This is a genomic window from Algoriphagus formosus (assembly GCF_002807035.1).
Taxonomy (GTDB): Bacteria; Bacteroidota; Bacteroidia; order Cytophagales; family Cyclobacteriaceae; genus Algoriphagus; species Algoriphagus formosus.
The window spans coordinates 368,285-385,905 of record NZ_NIUC01000001.1; the positions used below are offsets into that span (position 1 = coordinate 368,285).

The 17,621-nt window shown below is 40.9% G+C and carries 21 protein-coding genes; 13 read left to right on the top strand and 8 right to left on the bottom strand.

Annotated features, from left to right (window positions below):
* Positions 1-11: 11 nt before the first annotated feature.
* On the top strand, positions 12-1,160 hold the full coding sequence (locus CDH51_RS01675) for a Gfo/Idh/MocA family protein (RefSeq protein WP_100626957.1): 1,149 nt from the start codon (positions 12-14) through the stop codon (positions 1,158-1,160).
* A gap of 115 nt (positions 1,161-1,275) precedes the next feature.
* Positions 1,276-1,785, top strand: coding sequence for a DUF2911 domain-containing protein (locus tag CDH51_RS01680; protein ID WP_100626958.1), 510 nt, complete (start codon positions 1,276-1,278; stop codon positions 1,783-1,785).
* 31 nt (positions 1,786-1,816) lie between these two features.
* Here the strand turns inward: CDH51_RS01680 and CDH51_RS01685 are convergent, their stop codons facing one another.
* Together CDH51_RS01685 and CDH51_RS01690 are read right to left on the bottom strand one after the other, a co-directional pair.
* Positions 1,817-2,137, bottom strand: coding sequence for a nucleotidyltransferase domain-containing protein (locus CDH51_RS01685; protein WP_100626959.1), 321 nt, complete (start codon positions 2,135-2,137; stop codon positions 1,817-1,819).
* Between the two features lies 1 nt (position 2,138).
* On the bottom strand, positions 2,139-2,615 hold the full coding sequence (locus CDH51_RS01690) for a nucleotidyltransferase substrate binding protein (RefSeq protein WP_100626960.1): 477 nt from the start codon (positions 2,613-2,615) through the stop codon (positions 2,139-2,141).
* A gap of 122 nt (positions 2,616-2,737) precedes the next feature.
* On the opposite strand from CDH51_RS01690, the gene hrpB reads away from it, so the two are divergent.
* Positions 2,738-5,227: an ATP-dependent helicase HrpB gene (gene hrpB, locus CDH51_RS01695; RefSeq protein ID WP_100626961.1), complete on the top strand. Its 2,490-nt coding sequence runs from the start codon at positions 2,738-2,740 to the stop codon at positions 5,225-5,227.
* Here hrpB and CDH51_RS01700 read toward each other — a convergent pair.
* Together CDH51_RS01700 and CDH51_RS01705 are read right to left on the bottom strand one after the other, a co-directional pair.
* Positions 5,224-5,847 (bottom strand): hypothetical protein, encoded by a 624-nt coding sequence (locus CDH51_RS01700; RefSeq protein ID WP_100626962.1) that lies wholly within the window; start codon positions 5,845-5,847, stop codon positions 5,224-5,226. The genes hrpB and CDH51_RS01700 overlap by 4 nt on opposite strands.
* 36 nt (positions 5,848-5,883) lie before the next feature.
* Entirely contained in the window at positions 5,884-6,408 is a 525-nt protein-coding gene (locus CDH51_RS01705; RefSeq protein WP_100626963.1) for a HEAT repeat domain-containing protein, read from the bottom strand.
* 44 nt (positions 6,409-6,452) lie between these two features.
* On the opposite strand from CDH51_RS01705, the gene CDH51_RS20000 reads away from it, so the two are divergent.
* Complete coding sequence (locus CDH51_RS20000) at positions 6,453-6,611, top strand: hypothetical protein (protein ID WP_157807020.1); 159 nt, start codon at positions 6,453-6,455, stop codon at positions 6,609-6,611.
* A gap of 54 nt (positions 6,612-6,665) precedes the next feature.
* The gene (locus CDH51_RS01710) at positions 6,666-7,160 is read left to right on the top strand and encodes a hypothetical protein (RefSeq protein WP_100626964.1); all 495 of its coding nucleotides are present in this window, start codon (positions 6,666-6,668) and stop codon (positions 7,158-7,160) included.
* Between the two features lie 52 nt (positions 7,161-7,212).
* Here the strand turns inward: CDH51_RS01710 and CDH51_RS01715 are convergent, their stop codons facing one another.
* From CDH51_RS01715 to CDH51_RS01725, 3 genes are all read right to left on the bottom strand, one after another.
* Positions 7,213-7,599 (bottom strand): TM2 domain-containing protein, encoded by a 387-nt coding sequence (locus CDH51_RS01715; protein WP_100626965.1) that lies wholly within the window; start codon positions 7,597-7,599, stop codon positions 7,213-7,215.
* Entirely contained in the window at positions 7,592-7,897 is a 306-nt protein-coding gene (locus CDH51_RS01720; protein WP_024282441.1) for a DUF2752 domain-containing protein, read from the bottom strand. Before CDH51_RS01720 ends, CDH51_RS01715 begins: the two co-directional genes overlap by 8 nt.
* Before the next feature lie 108 nt (positions 7,898-8,005).
* Positions 8,006-9,088, bottom strand: coding sequence for an oxygenase MpaB family protein (locus CDH51_RS01725; RefSeq protein WP_100626966.1), 1,083 nt, complete (start codon positions 9,086-9,088; stop codon positions 8,006-8,008).
* A 48-nt stretch (positions 9,089-9,136) separates the two neighbouring features.
* Here CDH51_RS01725 and CDH51_RS01730 point away from each other — a divergent pair, with 48 nt between their 5' ends.
* Together CDH51_RS01730 and CDH51_RS01735 are read left to right on the top strand one after the other, a co-directional pair.
* Positions 9,137-10,033 carry a TolB-like translocation protein gene (locus CDH51_RS01730; protein ID WP_100626967.1) on the top strand — a complete coding sequence of 299 codons (897 nt, stop codon included), beginning with the start codon at positions 9,137-9,139 and terminating at the stop codon, positions 10,031-10,033.
* A 4-nt stretch (positions 10,034-10,037) separates the two neighbouring features.
* Complete coding sequence (locus CDH51_RS01735) at positions 10,038-10,952, top strand: SMP-30/gluconolactonase/LRE family protein (RefSeq protein WP_100626968.1); 915 nt, start codon at positions 10,038-10,040, stop codon at positions 10,950-10,952.
* A 71-nt stretch (positions 10,953-11,023) separates the two neighbouring features.
* On the opposite strand, the gene CDH51_RS01740 is transcribed toward CDH51_RS01735, so the two are convergent.
* Positions 11,024-11,731, bottom strand: a complete 708-nt coding sequence (locus CDH51_RS01740) for a DsbA family oxidoreductase (RefSeq protein ID WP_100626969.1) — start codon at positions 11,729-11,731, stop codon at positions 11,024-11,026.
* 58 nt (positions 11,732-11,789) lie between these two features.
* Here CDH51_RS01740 and CDH51_RS20005 point away from each other — a divergent pair, with 58 nt between their 5' ends.
* The 6 genes from CDH51_RS20005 (at position 11,790) to CDH51_RS01770 (ending at position 17,619) form a co-directional block, all read left to right on the top strand.
* Positions 11,790-11,945 (top strand): hypothetical protein, encoded by a 156-nt coding sequence (locus tag CDH51_RS20005; protein ID WP_155850820.1) that lies wholly within the window; start codon positions 11,790-11,792, stop codon positions 11,943-11,945.
* Positions 11,946-11,949: 4 nt separating this feature from the next.
* Positions 11,950-13,206: an aminotransferase class V-fold PLP-dependent enzyme gene (locus tag CDH51_RS01745; protein WP_100626970.1), complete on the top strand. Its 1,257-nt coding sequence runs from the start codon at positions 11,950-11,952 to the stop codon at positions 13,204-13,206.
* 373 nt (positions 13,207-13,579) lie between these two features.
* On the top strand, positions 13,580-14,263 hold the full coding sequence (locus CDH51_RS01755) for a GNAT family N-acetyltransferase (protein ID WP_100626972.1): 684 nt from the start codon (positions 13,580-13,582) through the stop codon (positions 14,261-14,263).
* Positions 14,264-14,275: 12 nt separating this feature from the next.
* Positions 14,276-15,472 (top strand): argininosuccinate synthase, encoded by a 1,197-nt coding sequence (locus tag CDH51_RS01760; protein ID WP_100626973.1) that lies wholly within the window; start codon positions 14,276-14,278, stop codon positions 15,470-15,472.
* Positions 15,465-16,427, top strand: coding sequence for an N-acetyl-gamma-glutamyl-phosphate reductase (gene argC / locus CDH51_RS01765; RefSeq protein ID WP_100626974.1), 963 nt, complete (start codon positions 15,465-15,467; stop codon positions 16,425-16,427). The genes CDH51_RS01760 and argC overlap by 8 nt, the downstream gene beginning before the upstream one ends.
* A gap of 58 nt (positions 16,428-16,485) precedes the next feature.
* Positions 16,486-17,619, top strand: coding sequence for an aspartate aminotransferase family protein (locus tag CDH51_RS01770; RefSeq protein WP_100626975.1), 1,134 nt, complete (start codon positions 16,486-16,488; stop codon positions 17,617-17,619).
* Positions 17,620-17,621: the final 2 nt, after the last annotated feature.

Sequence of the window (17,621 nt, forward strand, 5' to 3'; positions counted from 1 at the left end):
CCTAAAAACCTATGTCTCAAAAAATCAATACAGCCATCGTCGGAACAGGATTTATCGGTCCGGCCCACTTAGAGGCACTAAGAAGAATTCCAAATATTGAAGTAATTGGCCTGGTTGAGGTGACTCAAGAGTTAGCCGATGAAAAAGCAGCTTTATTGGGAATTCCTAAAGCTTACACTTTTGAAGAGATGCTGAAAGATTCGGATATCGACGTAGTTCATATCTGTACTCCTAATTTTCTTCATTATCCACAAACCAAGGCTGTATTAGAAGCAGGCAAGCATGTGATTTGCGAAAAGCCTTTGGCTGTAAAAATTGATGAAGCAGAAGAGTTGGTAGCACTTGCTGCTGAGAAAGGACTGGTTAATGCCGTGCATTTCAACCTCCGCTACTACCCTATGGTCAGACAAATGAAGACCATGCGAGAGAAAGGAGAACTGGGTGAGGTCTACAGTATTATGGGCTCCTATTTGCAGGATTGGCTATTTTTAAAGACAGACTATAACTGGAGATTGGAACCTGACAAATCCGGTGATTCTCGTGCTATTGCCGACATCGGTTCCCACTTATTGGATATCACTGAATACGTGACCGGACTGAAAATCACAGAAGTATTAGCTGACTTCTCTACGGTTCATAAAACCCGATTGAAGCCTCTGAAAGCCATCGAAACCTATTCTGGCAAAATGCTTACCATGGATGATTATGAAGAAGTTCCAATCAACACTGAGGACCATGCTACTGTCTTATTGCGTTTTGATAATGGATCGAAAGGCTCTATCACTGTATCCCAGGTCAATGCAGGACGAAAGAACCGTTTAAACATCGAAATTGCTGGCTCTAAGTCAAATTTCGAATTCAATTCAGAGCGGCCTAATGAGCTTTGGATAGGCAAAAGAGAGACAGCAAATGGTCATCTGATGAAAGATCCGGCATTGTTTCACCCAGAAGCTTCAGCCCTTATTTCTTTCCCTGGAGGCCATAATGAAGGCTTTCCTGATACATCTAAACAAATGTTTAAGGAAGTGTATGCGGCAGTCCGAAAAGGAAAACAGCCTGATTCGCCATCATTCCCGACCTTCGCTGATGGATTGAGGGAGCTAATTATCGGTGAGCGAATTATCGATAGTAATAAATCCCAATCATGGGTTAAAGTTTAATTTACTTAGGTTTAGGGAATTAGCGTATTCCCTAAACCTTTTTAATAATTGTCAGTACAAACCTTTATATAATTATTTTAACCCTTTAATTTCACTATCACTAAATCACATAACCATGAACTTTAAAAAAATCCTTTTCTCTGCACTGATGCTTGGTGCATTTGTTTTTGCTGCCCAAGCACAAGAAAAACCTAGTCCTGCCCGTACCGCTGAAGGAACTGTAGGAGATGCAAAAATCACTATCAACTATTCCTCTCCTGCTGTAAAAGGCCGTATGATCTGGGGAGATTTGGTTCCTCTAGGCCAAGTTTGGAGAGCGGGAGCCAATGAGGCGACCACTTTCACCACGGATAAAGATATCATGGTAGAAGGCCAAAAGCTTCCTGCTGGAACCTATGCTTTCTTTATTATCCCAGGTGAGTACGAGTCTACATTCATTTTCAATACCGAAGCTAAGCAATGGGGAGCCTTCAATTATGATTCCTCAAAAGACGCGCTTCGAGTAAATGTACCTTCACAGCAAACCTCCTCAATGGAGGAGCGATTGGTCTATGAAGTGACCGGAGAAGGATTTGAGATTCGTTGGGAATACGGAAAAGCTGAAGCAAAACTTTCTGCTCAATAATCCAAATCTAAAAAGTCAAAACCACTTCAGATCAATTTGAAGTGGTTTTTTCTTTTTGGTAAAAAATTTTTCCCACTCGATTTATATGTTCGATTAGGTCTAAGTTTGAAATTTGATGGAACAAAGGCAAATCTAGTTTGTAAGGTAAATAAAGCTCATCAATTTCAAGTTCAATTTTTTGTAGCTTTTTAAGGTCCAGATTTTCTCCAAAAAGAGTCAAATCAATATCAGAACCTTCTCTGAAATTACCTTTTGCTCGGGACCCATAAATAACTACTTTATTTACTTCACGAAATGACTCAAACACTTCTTGAAGCTTTTTTATAACCGATGAAGACAATCCAAAATCCATTTTAAAACAGTTTTCCTTTTGATCCACTCCTGATTTCTTCCATGTTGTCCCGGAAGTGTTCGAAAAGCGAGTGATAATCATGTATGATACTCAAAAAAATACTGTCAGCCGTTTCTTCATTGTAGGAATGGGAGGTTTTATTCCTACTCTTGATCATGTCCATCCATGTTTCTCCTTTCGAAATTAAACCAGCCGAAAATGCTTCTTTTGTTGCATCTTTAGACCCCATAGTTGTAATGCCACCAACTTCTTTCATGTAATCCTTCATCACATTCCAGGCAAGCTCATGGGTATATTCGAAACGTTGAATAATCCCTTCTTTGATGATATCATCTAAAAACTCATCTGAGCTAATTTTCCCATCTTCCTTCAGCCTATATTCGGATTTTATTTTTTCGATCGCTTGGTCTAGTTTCTCAAAAGCTTTCACATAATTTGAAAAACGCTGGACCCAACGAATATCTTTATTAGCATTCATAGTCTGAGATTCTACCGGTTAAAGTTCTGATTTTAATCTAAAGAATTTTAAAAACCTGAAATTATTTTCCTCTTTTTTGATGCTGATTTACATGAAAAGTAGTCATTCAATATCTTTGATGCATGATTATTCTTAATCCCGATTCCTTCGACCTTCCTGTATCTGAAATCATCCCTGAGGTCAAAAATCATCTATCCAAAGCCAATTCCCTGATCATTCAAGCTCCTCCTGGTGCGGGAAAGAGTACGCTTTTACCATTAGCCCTGCTTGAAGAAGAGTGGCTCAAAGGAAAGAAAATCTTGATGCTCGAACCTAGACGTCTAGCCACCAAGTCCATTGCAACTAGAATGGCTGATATGATTGGTGAAAAAGTGGGTGAAACGGTGGGCTATCGAATTAGATTTGAATCAGCGATTTCGGAAAAAACACGTTTGGAAGTCATCACAGAGGGAATTCTAACCAGAATGATGCATCAAGACAATGCATTGGAGGAAATCGGCTTGTTGATATTTGATGAATTCCATGAGCGGAATCTCTTTTCTGAAGTAGGACTTGCGCTAGCAAGAGAGATTCAAGAGATACTTAGACCGGATTTGAGGATTCTCCTGATGTCTGCGACCATCGACACGATGGAACTTTCCTCTTTACTCCATGCGAATGTACTTGAAAGTAAGGGAAGGCAGTTTCCTGTGGAAGTTAATTACTTGAACCCAATCGATGAATATGCAATTGGGGAGGATACCGCTCGACAAATCATTCCTTTGACTGAGAAGCATGAAGGAGATTTTTTAGTTTTCTTACCTGGACAAGGGGAAATAAGAAAGGCCCAAACCATTCTTAGACAGGCTTTGCCCAATGACCTTATTTTACCACTTTATGGACAGCTCCCTCCTGCCGATCAGCAAAGAGCTATTTTACCCAATCCACAAGGAAAAAGAAAAATAGTTTTATCAACCGATATAGCCGAAACCTCACTTACCATAGAAGGGATTCGGGTGGTAGTAGATTCAGGATTTGCCAAATCAAATAAATTTGACCCGCGTTCAGGCCTTTCTCGTTTGGTTTTGCATCGAATCAGTAAGGATTCAGCTGATCAAAGAAGTGGAAGAGCCGGAAGGCTTTCTTCAGGCCACTCCTACCGGCTTTGGAATAAAGGCATTCAGAGTCAATTGGCAGATTTTAGAACTCCTGAGCTGTTGGAGGCTGACCTGACCGGAATGGTATTGGACATGATAGCCTGGGGCAAGGATAATATTCAAGAAATGGCTTGGCTTACTCCCCCACCAAAAGCTAGCATAGCACAATCTGAAAAGGTGTTGGAGGCGATCGAAGCGATTGAAAATGGTCAGATTACAGCCCATGGAAAAGCCATTCAAACTTTACCCCTACAGCCAAGAATAGCACATATGCTGCTCTATGCGAAAGAAAATGGACAGTTGGAATTAGCCACTGATGTGGCTGCTATCCTGGAGGAGCGAGATCCTTTGGGAGCTGATGCGGGAGTAGATATCAATTTGCGCGTAGAAGCCCTGAGGAGGTATAGAGATCGTGGAGTAAGCATATCCAGAATCAAAAAAATAGAAAAGGTAGCTGCACAATACAGGAAAATCTTTCAGGTTACGCCAGAAAATTCGCCAGTTGATCCTTGGGCAACCGGACTTTTGCTAGCGTATGCCTACCCGGAACGGATCGCCGCAGCACGTCCTGGAAACAATGCTCAGTTTCAATTGGCGAATGGTAAAATTGCTCAAATCGGTCACCGAGATGATTTGGCTCATGAATCTTGGCTGGCCGTGGCCCAGGTGGATGCGAGAGAAGGAATGGGCAAAATATGGTTAGCCGCCCCCTTGAATCCGAAGGATCTTGCACCCATGCTTAAGACTCGAGAAGTTTTAGAATGGGACCGAAAAAAGGGTGGACTTATAGCGGAGACCGAAGTGCGAATTGGGGCGATTATTTTGGGAAAAAGACCACTCAAATCATTCAATCCAGAATTAGCCAAGGAAGCCATTGTTAGGGCTATTCAGGAAGATGGCCAGTATTTATTGGATTGGAATGAGGAAACCCTACAGCTAATTTACCGGGTACAATCGATTAGAAATTGGAATAATGATCCATCCTGGCCAGATTGGTCGGTTCAAAACCTCTGTAAAAATGCAACTGATTGGCTATCTCCCTATTTGATAGATATTTCGAAAAATGAAGATCTCAAAAAGCTTAATTTAAAAGATATACTACTTCATTCTCTTTCCTTCGAGCAGCAGCAAATGCTAGCACAACTTGCTCCAGAAAAAATAGAAGTGCCCTCAGGAAGCAAGATTAAAATTGAATACCAAGAAGAAGGTTTGCAACCCCGACTATCCGTAAGATTGCAGGAGCTTTTTGGTTTGATAGATACTCCAAGGATAAATCAGGGGAAAAATGCTTTACTTCTTGAAATGCTTTCACCGGGCTTTAAGCCAGTGCAATTGACTCAAGATTTAAAAAGCTTTTGGTCAAACGGCTATTTTGAAGTGAGAAAAGAACTGAAAAGAAGGTATCCCAAACACGAGTGGCCTGAAAATCCATTAGAAGCTGAGGCTGTTAGGGGTGTGAAAAAGAAAAGAGATTAATCCTCTAAATGGTCCAGGAAATCTAAAAGCTGCAGGAATGAAGCGATAGTAAATGGAGTCATGCCCGTCTTTTTAATTTCCTCTAAATAAATATCCCGTAAAACCGGATAATCATCGGGATTATAAATTCTGGCTAAGGTTACCCCACGAAAAACGTAATACACAAAGTTTTGTGTCCTAAACACTTTTTCTTTTCGATCTGCAAAAGCTTTCTCAAGGTTTTCCGGAATGATCATTTCGTCCATCCAATGAAATCCATGACCCACAAAAAACTTCTCTGCAGCCATAATTGATTGAGCCAGCTGTGAATTTGAGTTTAAGACAAAACGCTTAGGAAGCTCTTTCCCTATTTTGTCAGGACTTTGGATAAGAGTAATGGATCGACGGGAATAATCACTTAAGCTCGGGAGAAATTTATGGATGATTTCCTCAACCTGATGAATTCTTACCCCCAAATTATATTCTAAATAGCTCACATCTGGATATTCAGAATAATGAATAAAAACCACTTGCTGCCCATGATCAAAATCTTTGAAAAACAGCAAGTGGTTTGGATGAAATTTAAAGCCAAAATCGCTCAGAAATTGATTATGAAATCCAATGACGTCTAGCTTTCTCATATGAATATTAACTTCAAAAAGTCTCAAAAGTTGTACTCAATCAGAAAATAATTCTCTCATTTCCAATAACATAGGCTCAACCTCAGATTTTTTAATGGAAAGACTATCAGGATCTTCCGGGTTGTGGAGGTAGTGATTCCAGTGCTTCTCTGCTTTTCGAATGGTTCTTGGCGAAATATCGAATTCCACGCTATCCAAATATTCCTTTGCCAAACTGGAAGCCTTGAAATTTCCAAATAAGTACACTCGGAAAACATCAACAAAACGCTGGCTCAGGTCGAATTCTTCTAAAATCTGCACAAAAGCTCCCTGCTGCTGCTTATTTTTTCGATCATGGATAGCCTTAAAAATCGCATCCAGTGATTCCTCATTCCAATGCGTTTTAGACAAGGCTCTACAAGCCAGATAGGCAGCTTCCCAATCATCAGAAAGCACTAATTCGATCAACTTATCTTTGACTTCTTCGGTAGCTTTAAGCCCAAGTTTATCAGCAAAATTGTAAGCCTCTGCTTCCTCGGGGTCAAGCATTCGCTGAAAGAGTTTTTCTATTTCTTCGTCCATAGTTATTTGTTTATTTGCAGAAATCCTTTTCTGGATCTAATTGTATGCATATTCCCAATACCCAAAATATTGATTTTACGACTTTTGAGGAGCTATTGAAAAAGTCCAAAAAGGAAAATCTGGATCTTCAATACAATCAAAAAAAGCACCAACTCGAGTTGGGGATGCAAAATAAATGGTTTGCCAAGATATTTCTTCCTTAGGACCACAATTGGCAAAATGATCAACTCGTTCTTCAATCCAAATCAGCCATAGCATTGGTTGGAATTAGAGCCGGGCAAGCATTTACAGGGCTCATTGAAAATCGCCAATTGATTGATCACAAAATATTTCGAGCCTACATGGTTCGGAAAAAACAAGGTAAATCACAGGTTAAACATTTGAAAACCAAGGGTAAGTCTAGAGCAGGATCAAGAATCAGATTAGCTGAAACAGAGCGTTTTTTCAATGAAATTAATGAAAGGCTAGAAGTCTATGCAGAGCAGGTAGCCGTAGATCGATGGGGAATAGCCTGTGGAAAAACCCTTTGGCCCTATCTCTTTGATGCGGAGGTTCCTCCCCCATTTTCAAAAAAAGATCCAAACCTTGTTCAGCTTCCCTTCCATGTGCAGCAAGCATCATTTGAGGAATTACAAGCAATTTCAGAACTATTGATGGGTTTTCACCTTTTACTTTCCGATGAAGGGGAAGACTTTTTTGAAGAAATTCTTCAAAAACCCAAAGATGATTTAAGTACCGAAGATGACTGGTAACAAAAAAGCCCCAAAAAATCGGGGCTCTTGCTAGTGGTTAGTGATTTTCAATTTATGCGTTTCCGCCATTTCCATCCATAGGAGAAGGATATTGATTGGAAAGCATTGCCAAGGTTTCATGTGCCATCTTGACGTTGTATTCATAGGCTAGGCTCTTGTAATTGACCAAATCCACGATCGTACCGATAAAGCACAATCCGACAGTCAAAATATATAGAATACCTAAGCCGATTTGTCCCAAGATGAATCGATGCAAACCTGCAAATCCAAAGAAACCGATCAAGGTCAAGATTAGGATCATTTGAGCGTCTTTTCTTCTCGCACGGTAAACCTGTGCAAAGAGAGATGCTTGATCGTCATCCATATTTTTCATCAGTCCTTGAATGTAGCCCAATTCCATTCCTTCGAGTTCGGGCAGGTGTCTTAATACATTAGCCATAGTTGTGTGTTGTTTTTAGGTTGCTTATCAAATTCCAAATTCTAGAAATAATCACCAGATACGCCAAAGCTGCCAAGGGATGCATTTCCCAAGATGCCTGAAATTCTCCTCGTGCCAGTAGGTTCATGGCTCGGCCTAAACCGCAACCAGGACACCAACTGAACCCGAGATTTTCCAGCGGACAGAGCGAAAAGTGATTCGCTGCCCAAGGGTCAATCGTGAGAATTGCAAGCAAACTTCCGATCCAAAAGATCAGTTCCAATGGAAGCTTCTGAAGTTTCAGGATGATTGCTTTCATGCCAGTAAGAATACGAAAAGGGTGCCAATGCCCAAAATGCATGTTTTTCGGCAAAAAGAAGGGGTTGGACGATTAAAATGATTGATAAACGTACAAAAATGTGTCCGATTACGAACGGATAACTTGAGGTAAGTTCAGTTTTATGACCTCTCCAAATTGTTCTTTTTGTTGAATTTCCATCATTCTGCGAAAACCTTCATAGCTTTTCTTGGAGCCGTAATTTTTCCATCCCGAAAAGCGAAAAACAAGATCAACCAAATTTCCAGGAAGTGAATTTGTGCTTTTAATTCCAAGTGCATTGGAGGCTTCCTTTCCCAAGAAAAAATAAAATAATCCATCAACTTGCTGCCGGATGAGGGAATCAGGAATGTTTCCCTTATAGTAGCCACCGAGAGCACCTATCAAGGTTTTTCCTGCTTCTGTGCTTTTTAGATGTCTTTTCCTGATCAATCGATCCAACTCAAACGCTTCCTTGGAATTTTCAGGCCAAAAACTAGTATCCACTCCGATCAACTCCCCTATCCATTTCCAATACTGCAAAACAACCTCAAAATCGGATTCTGAGATATTCCTGCCCATTTTGATCATTCCACGAAGCACGATCATACTAAATGCCAAATTTGTACCTAGCATATCCTCTTGGTTGATGGCTTTGCCAAACTTTGGGTCCCAGTCCCGTGCATATTTTTGGATAAAATACCTGCTAAAAGCATGAATCAACCGAACTTTTGCGCAAGTTAGGAAGGCCCGAGAATCAGAAATAAATGCATTAGGCCGGAAAATATCCATCACAAAAACACCTGTCTCTGCCAGCCGCTTTCCGATATCCTGTACGATCCGTTTTGACCTGACTAGCACTTCTGCACCATCTCCAAAAGCATAGCAGTAGGGCAAGGAATAAAAACCCAATAGCCCTAAGTAGATATCCCCGTTTTTAGCAAAAAAATCCTGCCCATTTTGAAGAACTGAAGTTTCTTGAAGTGATTGTTTATCAAAATAAAACTGAAAGAAATTTCTCACTCTCGGAATGAAATCAGGGCTTAATTGATCAGGAATTATATCCCAAGAATTGATTACATCAATAAAGCTTGGATTTGCTATCAAGTCCTCAACTGCCTGATCTGCAAGGGGATCTTGTCTTTGTCGGAGTTGATCAAAATTCTGATTGGTGTAAAGCTTCAATTTGTCCACAGCAATCTAACCTTGATTTTGTATTTTGGTTGCACAAACCAATCATTTATGCTGAAGAAGATTACTGCCAATCTCTGCTTTCTGTTCCTATTTTCTTTGCCGCTATTTGCGCAGGGAAGCTTTGATTTGATTCGAGTGGATACCAAAGGAAAGGGTAAAAACCTTGAAATTCTCGCAAAAACAGCTAAACCATTGACAGATAGAGTTGGCTATGACAATCAACCAAATTTCATCAATGATCAGGAATTAGTTTTTTCGGCAGCTGATGATCAAGGAAATCACGACATAATTCTCTATAATTTTTCAACAAAGAACTTCACCAATCTTACCAAAACTGCTGATCGAAGCGAATATTCCCCATCCATTACTGACTGCAAGCAATACATAGCTGCGGTCGTAGTTGAACCCGGGGGTGCTCAACGGCTTTGGCTTTACCCTATCAACCTTAGCGAGCCGGAGTTACTCTATGATGATATCGAGCCTGTGGGCTATTATGACTGGTATGACAACAAGGCGGCGATGTTTGTTTTGGGGGAGCCAAATTCATTGATTTATGCTAGAGGTCGAGGAGATCTCGTATCAATGGATCAGAATATCGGAAGATCAATAAAGCGAAGGCCAAAAACCTCAGAAATCACCTATCTTTCCAAAGAGGAAGTGCAGACAAAACCCGATGGTGTTGCCTTGGAATTACGGGCTTTTGACTTAAAAACCAATCGAAAATCCGAACTGGGGCTAGGTCTGGCTGGATCAGAAGATTTCATCTGGGTGGATAAAAAATCTATTTTGATGGCACGAGGAAATGAGATTTTCATTACGAGAATAAATGAAAATACTTGGTCCAAGCTAGCTGAAATCAGCCTTTCATCCCATCAAAATATTTCACGGATGGCTTACAGTGAAGACCTAGAAGTGCTAATTTTAGTAATGGAGAGAAACCAATAAATCTATGATCAATAAAAAATTACTACTCGCTCTGGTAGCGGGTATTTTATCCCAAACAGCTATGTCGCAAATTGAAGATAAAAAAGGAATCATCGTCAAAGGTGCCGAACTGGTAAAAGTCCAAGATGGATTTTCCTTTACCGAAGGCCCCGCAGTCAGTCGCGTGGGCGATGTGTATTTCACAGACCAACCCAATGATCGTATCCATGTCTGGAACGCGATTTCAGGAGAAGTGTCAGTTTTTAAAGAAAATGCTGGGCGATCCAATGGCATGTATTTCAAGCTAGATGGGACACTCATCTCTTGTGCAGATGAGCAAAACCAGCTTTGGGCTTTGGATTCAAAGGGAAATGAAACGTTTTTGGTCGAAAACTTCAGAGGCAAAAAATTAAATGGTCCAAATGATGTCTGGGTGCGACCAAAGGGAGGAATGTATTTTACGGATCCTTTATATGTACGCCCTTATTGGGAAGGAATCCGAGGCAATGAATTGGAACAAGATGGAGAGCATGTCTATTTCTTGTCTGAGGATGGAGCGGAGTTTTTCCGAGTAGCTGAGGACTTAGTTAAGCCAAATGGTATCATTGGTACACCTGATGGTAAATACCTCTATGTAGCAGATATCGGAGATAGCAAAACTTATCGCTATGAAATCAGAGAAGACGGTTATTTGATCAACAAGGAGCTTTTCTGCGAAATGGGATCAGATGGAATGACGATAGATAATCGAGGAAATGTTTACCTCACCGGAGACGGAGTGACTGTTTTTAGTTCGAAAGGCGAAAAAATCGCTCACATCCCTGTTCCTGCAAAATGGACAGCCAATGTCACCTTTGCCGCCTTGGATAGAAAAACTTTGTTTATCACCGCAATGGATGCGGTGTATACGCTTCAGATGAAAACTCGTGGAGTCTGGTAAAAAAGTGGGGAGTTGGAAGCTAGGAGACGGGAGAAATCTTCCTACTCCAAGCTTCCTACTTTCATCTCTATTTAGCAATTCCCGTCTATATCACAGCTTTCCCCGTTTTCAGCTGTTTTGATTTCTAAGACCGAGTTATTTTTCGCGAACTCAGACCATGCTTTTTCAAGGGTTTCCTCAAATACTTCGTCAGGCTGTGCTCCAGAAATCCCGTATTTTCGATCTAAAACGAAAAAAGGAACTCCTCTAACACCGATCAATCGGGATTCATAAATATCCTGATCCACAGCATCATCAAATTGATTGGACGCTAGCATAGATTTAATTTCGGATTCATTCAACCCGATTTCTGCTCCAAGCTTTATCAGCGTATTCGGATCATCCACATTTTCTCCATCACTGAAGTAGGCTTTTAGTAAGCGTTCCTTCATTTCTCCACCTTTCCTATGCTTTTTTGCAAAATGAATGAGTCGGTGAGCATTTTTGGTATTGGCCACCTTTGCCTTCTCAAAGTCAAATTCCAATCCCTGCTCTTTGGCCATTTCCACCACATTTGAAGTGATTTCTCTGGTTTGATCTATGGACCATCCCTTTGACTGCGCCAAATGCTCTAAAGTATTGATCGATGGATTGGTTTTCTCTTCCGGATTCAGTTGGAAACTCTTCCATTCAATTTCTACCTGATCTTTCAAGGGAAATTTATCCAATGCTTTTTCAAGTTTTCGCTTGCCGATGTAGCAAAAAGGACAAACTACATCCGACCAAATTTCAATTTTCATAGACTTTTGATTTACTTATGGGAGAAATGATCAAATCATAAAAAGAGTTCACAGAATTTTGAAAACTAAAGAATGTCCATCCTGTGCCATGGAAATTGATGCCAAGGCAGCTATTTGCCCCATTTGCAAATATGAATTTCCGAAACGCTCACCTTGGATCACTTGGGTGGCTATTTTGCTTTTGATCGTTTGGGTTTTAACCTATATCCTTTGATGCCATGAACAAAAGAACATTTATCAAAGCACTCGCAAGCCTTGGCTTTGGAACCTTAGCAGCACCGCTCAAAAGTCAAGCTGAAGCCGATTATTTATCAGGTATTGACTTTGACTCAGATGATATTTGGGACCAAATTCGAAAGGGATACAAACTCAAACCAGATTACATCAATTTAGAAAATGGATACTATTGTTTCTTGCCCCAGGAAACCCTCGAGAAATACATCGAACACATCCGTGAAGTGAATTATCAAGGTTCTTATTACATGCGGACGGTACAATGGGATAATAAGGCAAAATCAGCAGCCAAACTGGCCGAATTGGTTGGGGCAGATCCTGAGGAAATAGCGATCACTCGGAATACCACCGAATCATTAGATCTTATTATTGCCGGCTATCCGTGGAATCGTGGAGATGAGGCTATCATGTCAAATCAAGATTATGGCAGCATGCTGACCATGTTTGAGCTGGCTCATCGAAGACATGGTGTCCATCTCAAAAAGATAGATATTCCAATGCATCCACAGTCAGATGAGGAGATTGTATCAGTCTACGAAAACGCTATAACTAGCAAAACTAGGCTGATCATGGTACCTCATATTGTCAATATCACTGGCCACATTCTTCCAGTTCGGAAAATCTGTGATATGGCTCATCAGTATGGAGTAGAAGTCATGGTGGATGGTGCGCATGCGGTGGGACATTTCACCTTCGATATGAAAGAATTGGATTGTGATTATTATGGATCAAGTCTTCACAAGTGGCTGAGTGTACCGCTTGGCGCTGGATTATTGTATGTCAAAAAGGGAAAAGCAGATCAAATTCGTCCCCTACTCGCGCCTTATCAATTAGACCGGCCTGGTATTTACAATCTCAACCATACAGGAACCCATCCGGTAGCTACAGACCTAGCAGTGATGAATGCCATTGAATTTCATGAAAAAATCGGTGCAAAGCGGAAAGAAGACCGGTTGCGGTTTATTCAGCGTTATTGGTCAGATCAGGTCAGAGAAATCGAAGGAATCAACGTCAATACACCCATCGAGCCTTTTCGATCCTGTGCCATCGCCAATGTTGGTTTGGAAAAAGTAAAACCCGGTGAAATGGCCAAACGCTTGATGGATGAATTTAAAATCTTCACCGTTGCAATCGATGGAAATGGTGTTCATGGCTGCAGAATCACTCCAAACATCTACACCACCACGGATGAATTGGATCAATTTGTCAATGCTTTGAAAAAAATGAGTAAAAAGGCTTGATATAGCTCAAAATAAAATTCGGTTTATTTTTCGAATTCTAATTTTTTGAACTGTTTGGTTAAATTCTTTTCAGCGAAAAGCCTGAAATGATTAATTTTTGTGAATTTATTTTGGAATATCTTTTTCAACGTTACAATTTTACCCGCTCAAATGAATTCCTTCAATAACATATTGATATCCGAAGCCAACGCGACAGTTTTTGTTGTGGTAGGATGTCCTGCTGTTAATTTTTCTCCAGTTAGGAGGCGAAGGTACTTTTTTAGGGTTTGACCCTGCCATATTTTCAATTTCCCTACGCGGGAGATTTCCTTTTGTCCTTTCCTTTCCTGATTTATTCATTTCTGCAACGCAGTTATTCATTTCTCCACCTATTATGGAAGAAATCACCTTTAAAATATTAGTGGCTGATGCCAGTCACAAATCATTTGCTCAGCAAATCACCGATGAGATGGCCAACTCGGCCAAAGCTCGCGGCACAGGTATTGCCAAACGTAGCATCGAATACGTCCAAACCAAAATAGAAGAGGGAAAGGCCATCATCGCCTTGACAGGAGATGGTCGCTGGGCAGGCTTTTGCTACATTGAAGCTTGGGGACATGGAAAATATGTGGCCAATTCTGGTTTGATCGTTTCCCCAGAATTCCGGAAGTATGGTTTGGCAAGAAAAATCAAGCAGGAAATATTCAAACTCAGTAGGCTTAAATATCCTGATTCGAAAATATTTGGCTTAACCACAGGTCCTGCTGTGATGAAAATCAACTCCGAACTGGGTTATATCCCAGTTTCTTATGCGGACTTGACAGATGACAATGAGTTTTGGAAAGGTTGCCAAAGCTGTGTCAATTATGAAATTTTGATGTCGAAAGGCAGACAAAATTGTCTTTGCACGGCTATGCTTTATGATCCAAATGCCCCAAAAAACAAATTGTCAGAAATGGCCCTTCGAAAAGACTTTGATAAGCGTATCAAGCTGTTTGATCGATGGGTTCGATTGAAAAAATTCGTCTTTCTTAAACTTGGCAAATCAGCCAAATCCTTTCTCAGTTTCTTCATTTAAATTCAAGAATAGATGCAAAAAGTTGTTTTAGCCTATAGTGGCGGCCTAGATACCACCTTTTGTGCGCTCCATTTATCCAAAGATTTGGGTTATGAGGTGCATGCTGTGTTGGTCAATACAGGCGGTTTTTCCGAAGAAGAATTAAAGTCCATCGAGTCCCGAGCAAAAAGTCTCGGAATCGCATCTTTTACCATCTTGGATGTGGTTGATACTTACTATCAACAGGTTTTGAAATATCTGACTTTTGGTAACGTCTTGAAAAACGGGACTTATCCACTATCGGTATCTGCTGAGCGTATCCTTCAGGCAAAATCCCTGGCTGACTATGCCAAATCCATCGGTGCCAAAGCGGTTGCCCACGGTTCTACCGGTGCAGGGAATGATCAGGTTCGATTTGATATGATCTTTCAGACCATCATCCCGGATATTGAAATCATCACTCCTATTCGTGATTTGAAGCTCTCCCGACAGGAGGAGATCGAGTATCTCAAAAAGCATGGGGTAGAAATGAATTTCGAAAAGGCCGCATATTCCATTAACAAAGGAATCTGGGGTACTTCCGTGGGTGGAAAAGAGACACTTTCTTCATTGGGTTACCTTCCAGAAGAAGCTTGGCCTACTCAGATCACTGAGAAAGATGCTAAAGAGGTAAAATTGACCTTTGTTCAAGGAGAATTGAAAGGTATTGATAATGAAGTTTTTGATAATCCGGTAGATGCCATTCAAAAGCTTCAGGAGATAGCCGGCCCGTTTGGAATCGGTCGGGATATTCACGTCGGAGATACGATCATCGGTATCAAAGGACGAGTGGGTTTTGAAGCGGCGGCACCCATCATCATCATCAAAGCCCATCAACTACTCGAAAAGCATACGCTTACCAAGTGGCAGTTATTCTGGAAAAACCAACAAGCTGAATTCTACGGAAATCACCTCCATGAAGGGCATTACCTAGATCCAGTGATGCGAAATCTAGAAGCTTTCTTACAATCCACTCAGGAGTATGTATCAGGTGATGTCTTCGTGAGACTGGATGTTAAGCACTTTACCCTTTTGGGAATTGCTTCAGAGCATGATTTGATGGCATCTAAATTTGGAAGCTATGGCGAAATGAACAAAGGCTACACGGCCGAAGATGTCAAGGGCTTTACTCGAATTTTAGGAAATCAAACAGCCATTTTCCATCAGGTTAATCAACAAGAAAATGATTAAAACAGCTATCATTGGTGCGGCAGGCTACACAGGAGGTGAATTAATCCGTCTTTTGGTTCATCACCCAAACTGTGAACTGGTCTATATCCATTCCAACAGTCAAGTAGGAAAGCATGTAAGCGAGGTACATCCGGACTTGATCGGAGATTGTGACTTGTATTTTACCGATCAGGTAGAAACTTCCGGTTTAGATGCAGTTTTTTTAGGCTTGCCTCATGGACAAACACGCTCTTTTTTAGATCAGCATTCTTTTGATCCCAATACTGTCATTATTGACCTTTCCACGGATTTCAGGGATGAATCAGATGGATTCATTTATGGGCTTCCTGAGGTCAATCGAGAGAAGATCAAAAACGCTAAAAGAATTGCCAACCCCGGTTGCTTTGCGACTGGGATTCAATTGGCGCTTTTGCCAGCCGTATTAAATGGCTTGGTGAAGGATTTCATTCATATCAGTGGAATTACCGGGAGTACTGGTGCAGGAAAGAAACTGGCAGATACCTCCCATTTCAGCTACAGGTTAAGCAATATTTCGGTTTACAAACTCTTCACACATCAACACCTGAAAGAGATCAAGCAAACCTTCATTCAAACAAATGCTGATTTCGATTCAGATCTGCTGTTTGTCCCCTATCGCGGCAATTTTGCCCGGGGAATCTGGATTACTGCCTATTTCCCTTTTGAGGGTAGTTTGGAAGAAGCAAAAGCCTTGTATCAGGAATTTTACAAAAATGCTGCTTTCACCCATGTCGCAGACCATGACATTGACCTAAAGCAAGTGGTCAATACGAATAAATGTCTGGTTTATTTACAAAAAGAGGCCGGACAATTGGTGATTTATTCAGCAATCGACAACCTCCTGAAAGGTGCCTCAGGACAAGCGGTTCAAAACTATAATCTAGCTTTTGGTTTGGATGAAAAGACTGGGTTGAATCTTAAGTCAATTGCATTTTAACTTCTTGAGTGGAATTTCAAAAACCGATCTCATCACCCTTTAAAATTTTGAAATAAAAATGAAGCTATTTGACGTATATCCCTTGATTCCCATCACTATTCAGAAGGCAGAAGGGTGTAAACTTTGGGATGATCAAGGTCGGGAATACTTGGATCTCTACGGAGGTCATGCGGTGATTTCAATTGGGCATACTCATCCGCATTTTGTCGAGCGAATCAAAGATCAGCTTGATTCTATTGCATTTTACTCCAACTCGGTTCAAATTCCCATACAAAAAGAATACGCAAATAAACTGGGTGAACTTTCCTGTCTGCATAATTACCAGCTCTTCTTTTGCAATTCGGGAGCTGAAGCAAATGAAAACGCCATCAAAATGGCATCATTTGCAACTGGAAAACCTGGTTTCATTGCCTTTAAGGGAGCATTTCATGGAAGAACATCAGGTGCAGTTGCCTTGACAGATAATCCAAAAATCATTGCCCCATCTAATGCCCGTTCAGATTTCCATATCCTGCCTTTCGGAGATTTGGAAGAAACAGAAAAAGCACTTTCGCATGGACAAATAGCCGGAGTCATTATCGAAGGGATTCAAGGTGTGGGAGGCATTCAGGTGCCGGATGCTGAATTTCTATTAGGCTTAGAAAAACTCTGTAAAAAATACGGTGCCAAGCTTATCCTTGATGAAGTACAATCAGGCTTTAGCCGGACGGGAAGGTTTTTTGCACATCAATGGGTAGATGGCTTGATGCCCGATTTGATTACCATGGCCAAAGGAATGGGCAATGGTTTCCCAATTGGGGGACTTTTGATATCTCCCGATTTTGAAGCTAGTTATGGCCTTTTGGGGACCACTTTTGGAGGTAATCACTTGGCTTGCGCAGCTGGATTAGCTGTTTTGGAAGTACTTGAAAAAGAGAAGCTTCAAGAGCGTGCAAATGAACTTGGGGAACGCCTAATTTCAGAGCTTCGAACTATTCCACAAATTCAGGAAGTACGTGGAAAAGGGCTTATGATCGGGATAGATCTTGACCGAGAAGCGGGACCAGTTCGTTCGGAATTAGTAAACAAATACCAAATATTCACAGGTTCTGCAGCAAAAAAGCAGACGATTCGTTTGCTTCCTCCCTTGTCTGTTGAATGGAATCAATTAAATTCGTTTATCACAGCAATTCGAGAAATTTTGGCCAAATAAGG

Coding starts and splice junctions, on each gene's coding strand:
- CDH51_RS01675 (WP_100626957.1), top strand. CDS start 12: ATGTCTCAAAAAATCAATACAGCCATCGTCGGAACAGGATTTATCGGT.
- CDH51_RS01680 (WP_100626958.1), top strand. CDS start 1,276: ATGAACTTTAAAAAAATCCTTTTCTCTGCACTGATGCTTGGTGCATTT.
- CDH51_RS01685 (WP_100626959.1), bottom strand. CDS start 2,137: ATGGATTTTGGATTGTCTTCATCGGTTATAAAAAAGCTTCAAGAAGTG.
- CDH51_RS01690 (WP_100626960.1), bottom strand. CDS start 2,615: ATGAATGCTAATAAAGATATTCGTTGGGTCCAGCGTTTTTCAAATTAT.
- hrpB (WP_100626961.1), top strand. CDS start 2,738: ATGATTATTCTTAATCCCGATTCCTTCGACCTTCCTGTATCTGAAATC.
- CDH51_RS01700 (WP_100626962.1), bottom strand. CDS start 5,847: ATGAGAAAGCTAGACGTCATTGGATTTCATAATCAATTTCTGAGCGAT.
- CDH51_RS01705 (WP_100626963.1), bottom strand. CDS start 6,408: ATGGACGAAGAAATAGAAAAACTCTTTCAGCGAATGCTTGACCCCGAG.
- CDH51_RS20000 (WP_157807020.1), top strand. CDS start 6,453: ATGCATATTCCCAATACCCAAAATATTGATTTTACGACTTTTGAGGAG.
- CDH51_RS01715 (WP_100626965.1), bottom strand. CDS start 7,599: ATGGCTAATGTATTAAGACACCTGCCCGAACTCGAAGGAATGGAATTG.
- CDH51_RS01720 (WP_024282441.1), bottom strand. CDS start 7,897: ATGAAAGCAATCATCCTGAAACTTCAGAAGCTTCCATTGGAACTGATC.
- CDH51_RS01730 (WP_100626967.1), top strand. CDS start 9,137: ATGCTGAAGAAGATTACTGCCAATCTCTGCTTTCTGTTCCTATTTTCT.
- CDH51_RS01735 (WP_100626968.1), top strand. CDS start 10,038: ATGATCAATAAAAAATTACTACTCGCTCTGGTAGCGGGTATTTTATCC.
- CDH51_RS01740 (WP_100626969.1), bottom strand. CDS start 11,731: ATGAAAATTGAAATTTGGTCGGATGTAGTTTGTCCTTTTTGCTACATC.
- CDH51_RS01745 (WP_100626970.1), top strand. CDS start 11,950: ATGAACAAAAGAACATTTATCAAAGCACTCGCAAGCCTTGGCTTTGGA.
- CDH51_RS01755 (WP_100626972.1), top strand. CDS start 13,580: ATGGAAGAAATCACCTTTAAAATATTAGTGGCTGATGCCAGTCACAAA.
- CDH51_RS01760 (WP_100626973.1), top strand. CDS start 14,276: ATGCAAAAAGTTGTTTTAGCCTATAGTGGCGGCCTAGATACCACCTTT.
- argC (WP_100626974.1), top strand. CDS start 15,465: ATGATTAAAACAGCTATCATTGGTGCGGCAGGCTACACAGGAGGTGAA.
- CDH51_RS01770 (WP_100626975.1), top strand. CDS start 16,486: ATGAAGCTATTTGACGTATATCCCTTGATTCCCATCACTATTCAGAAG.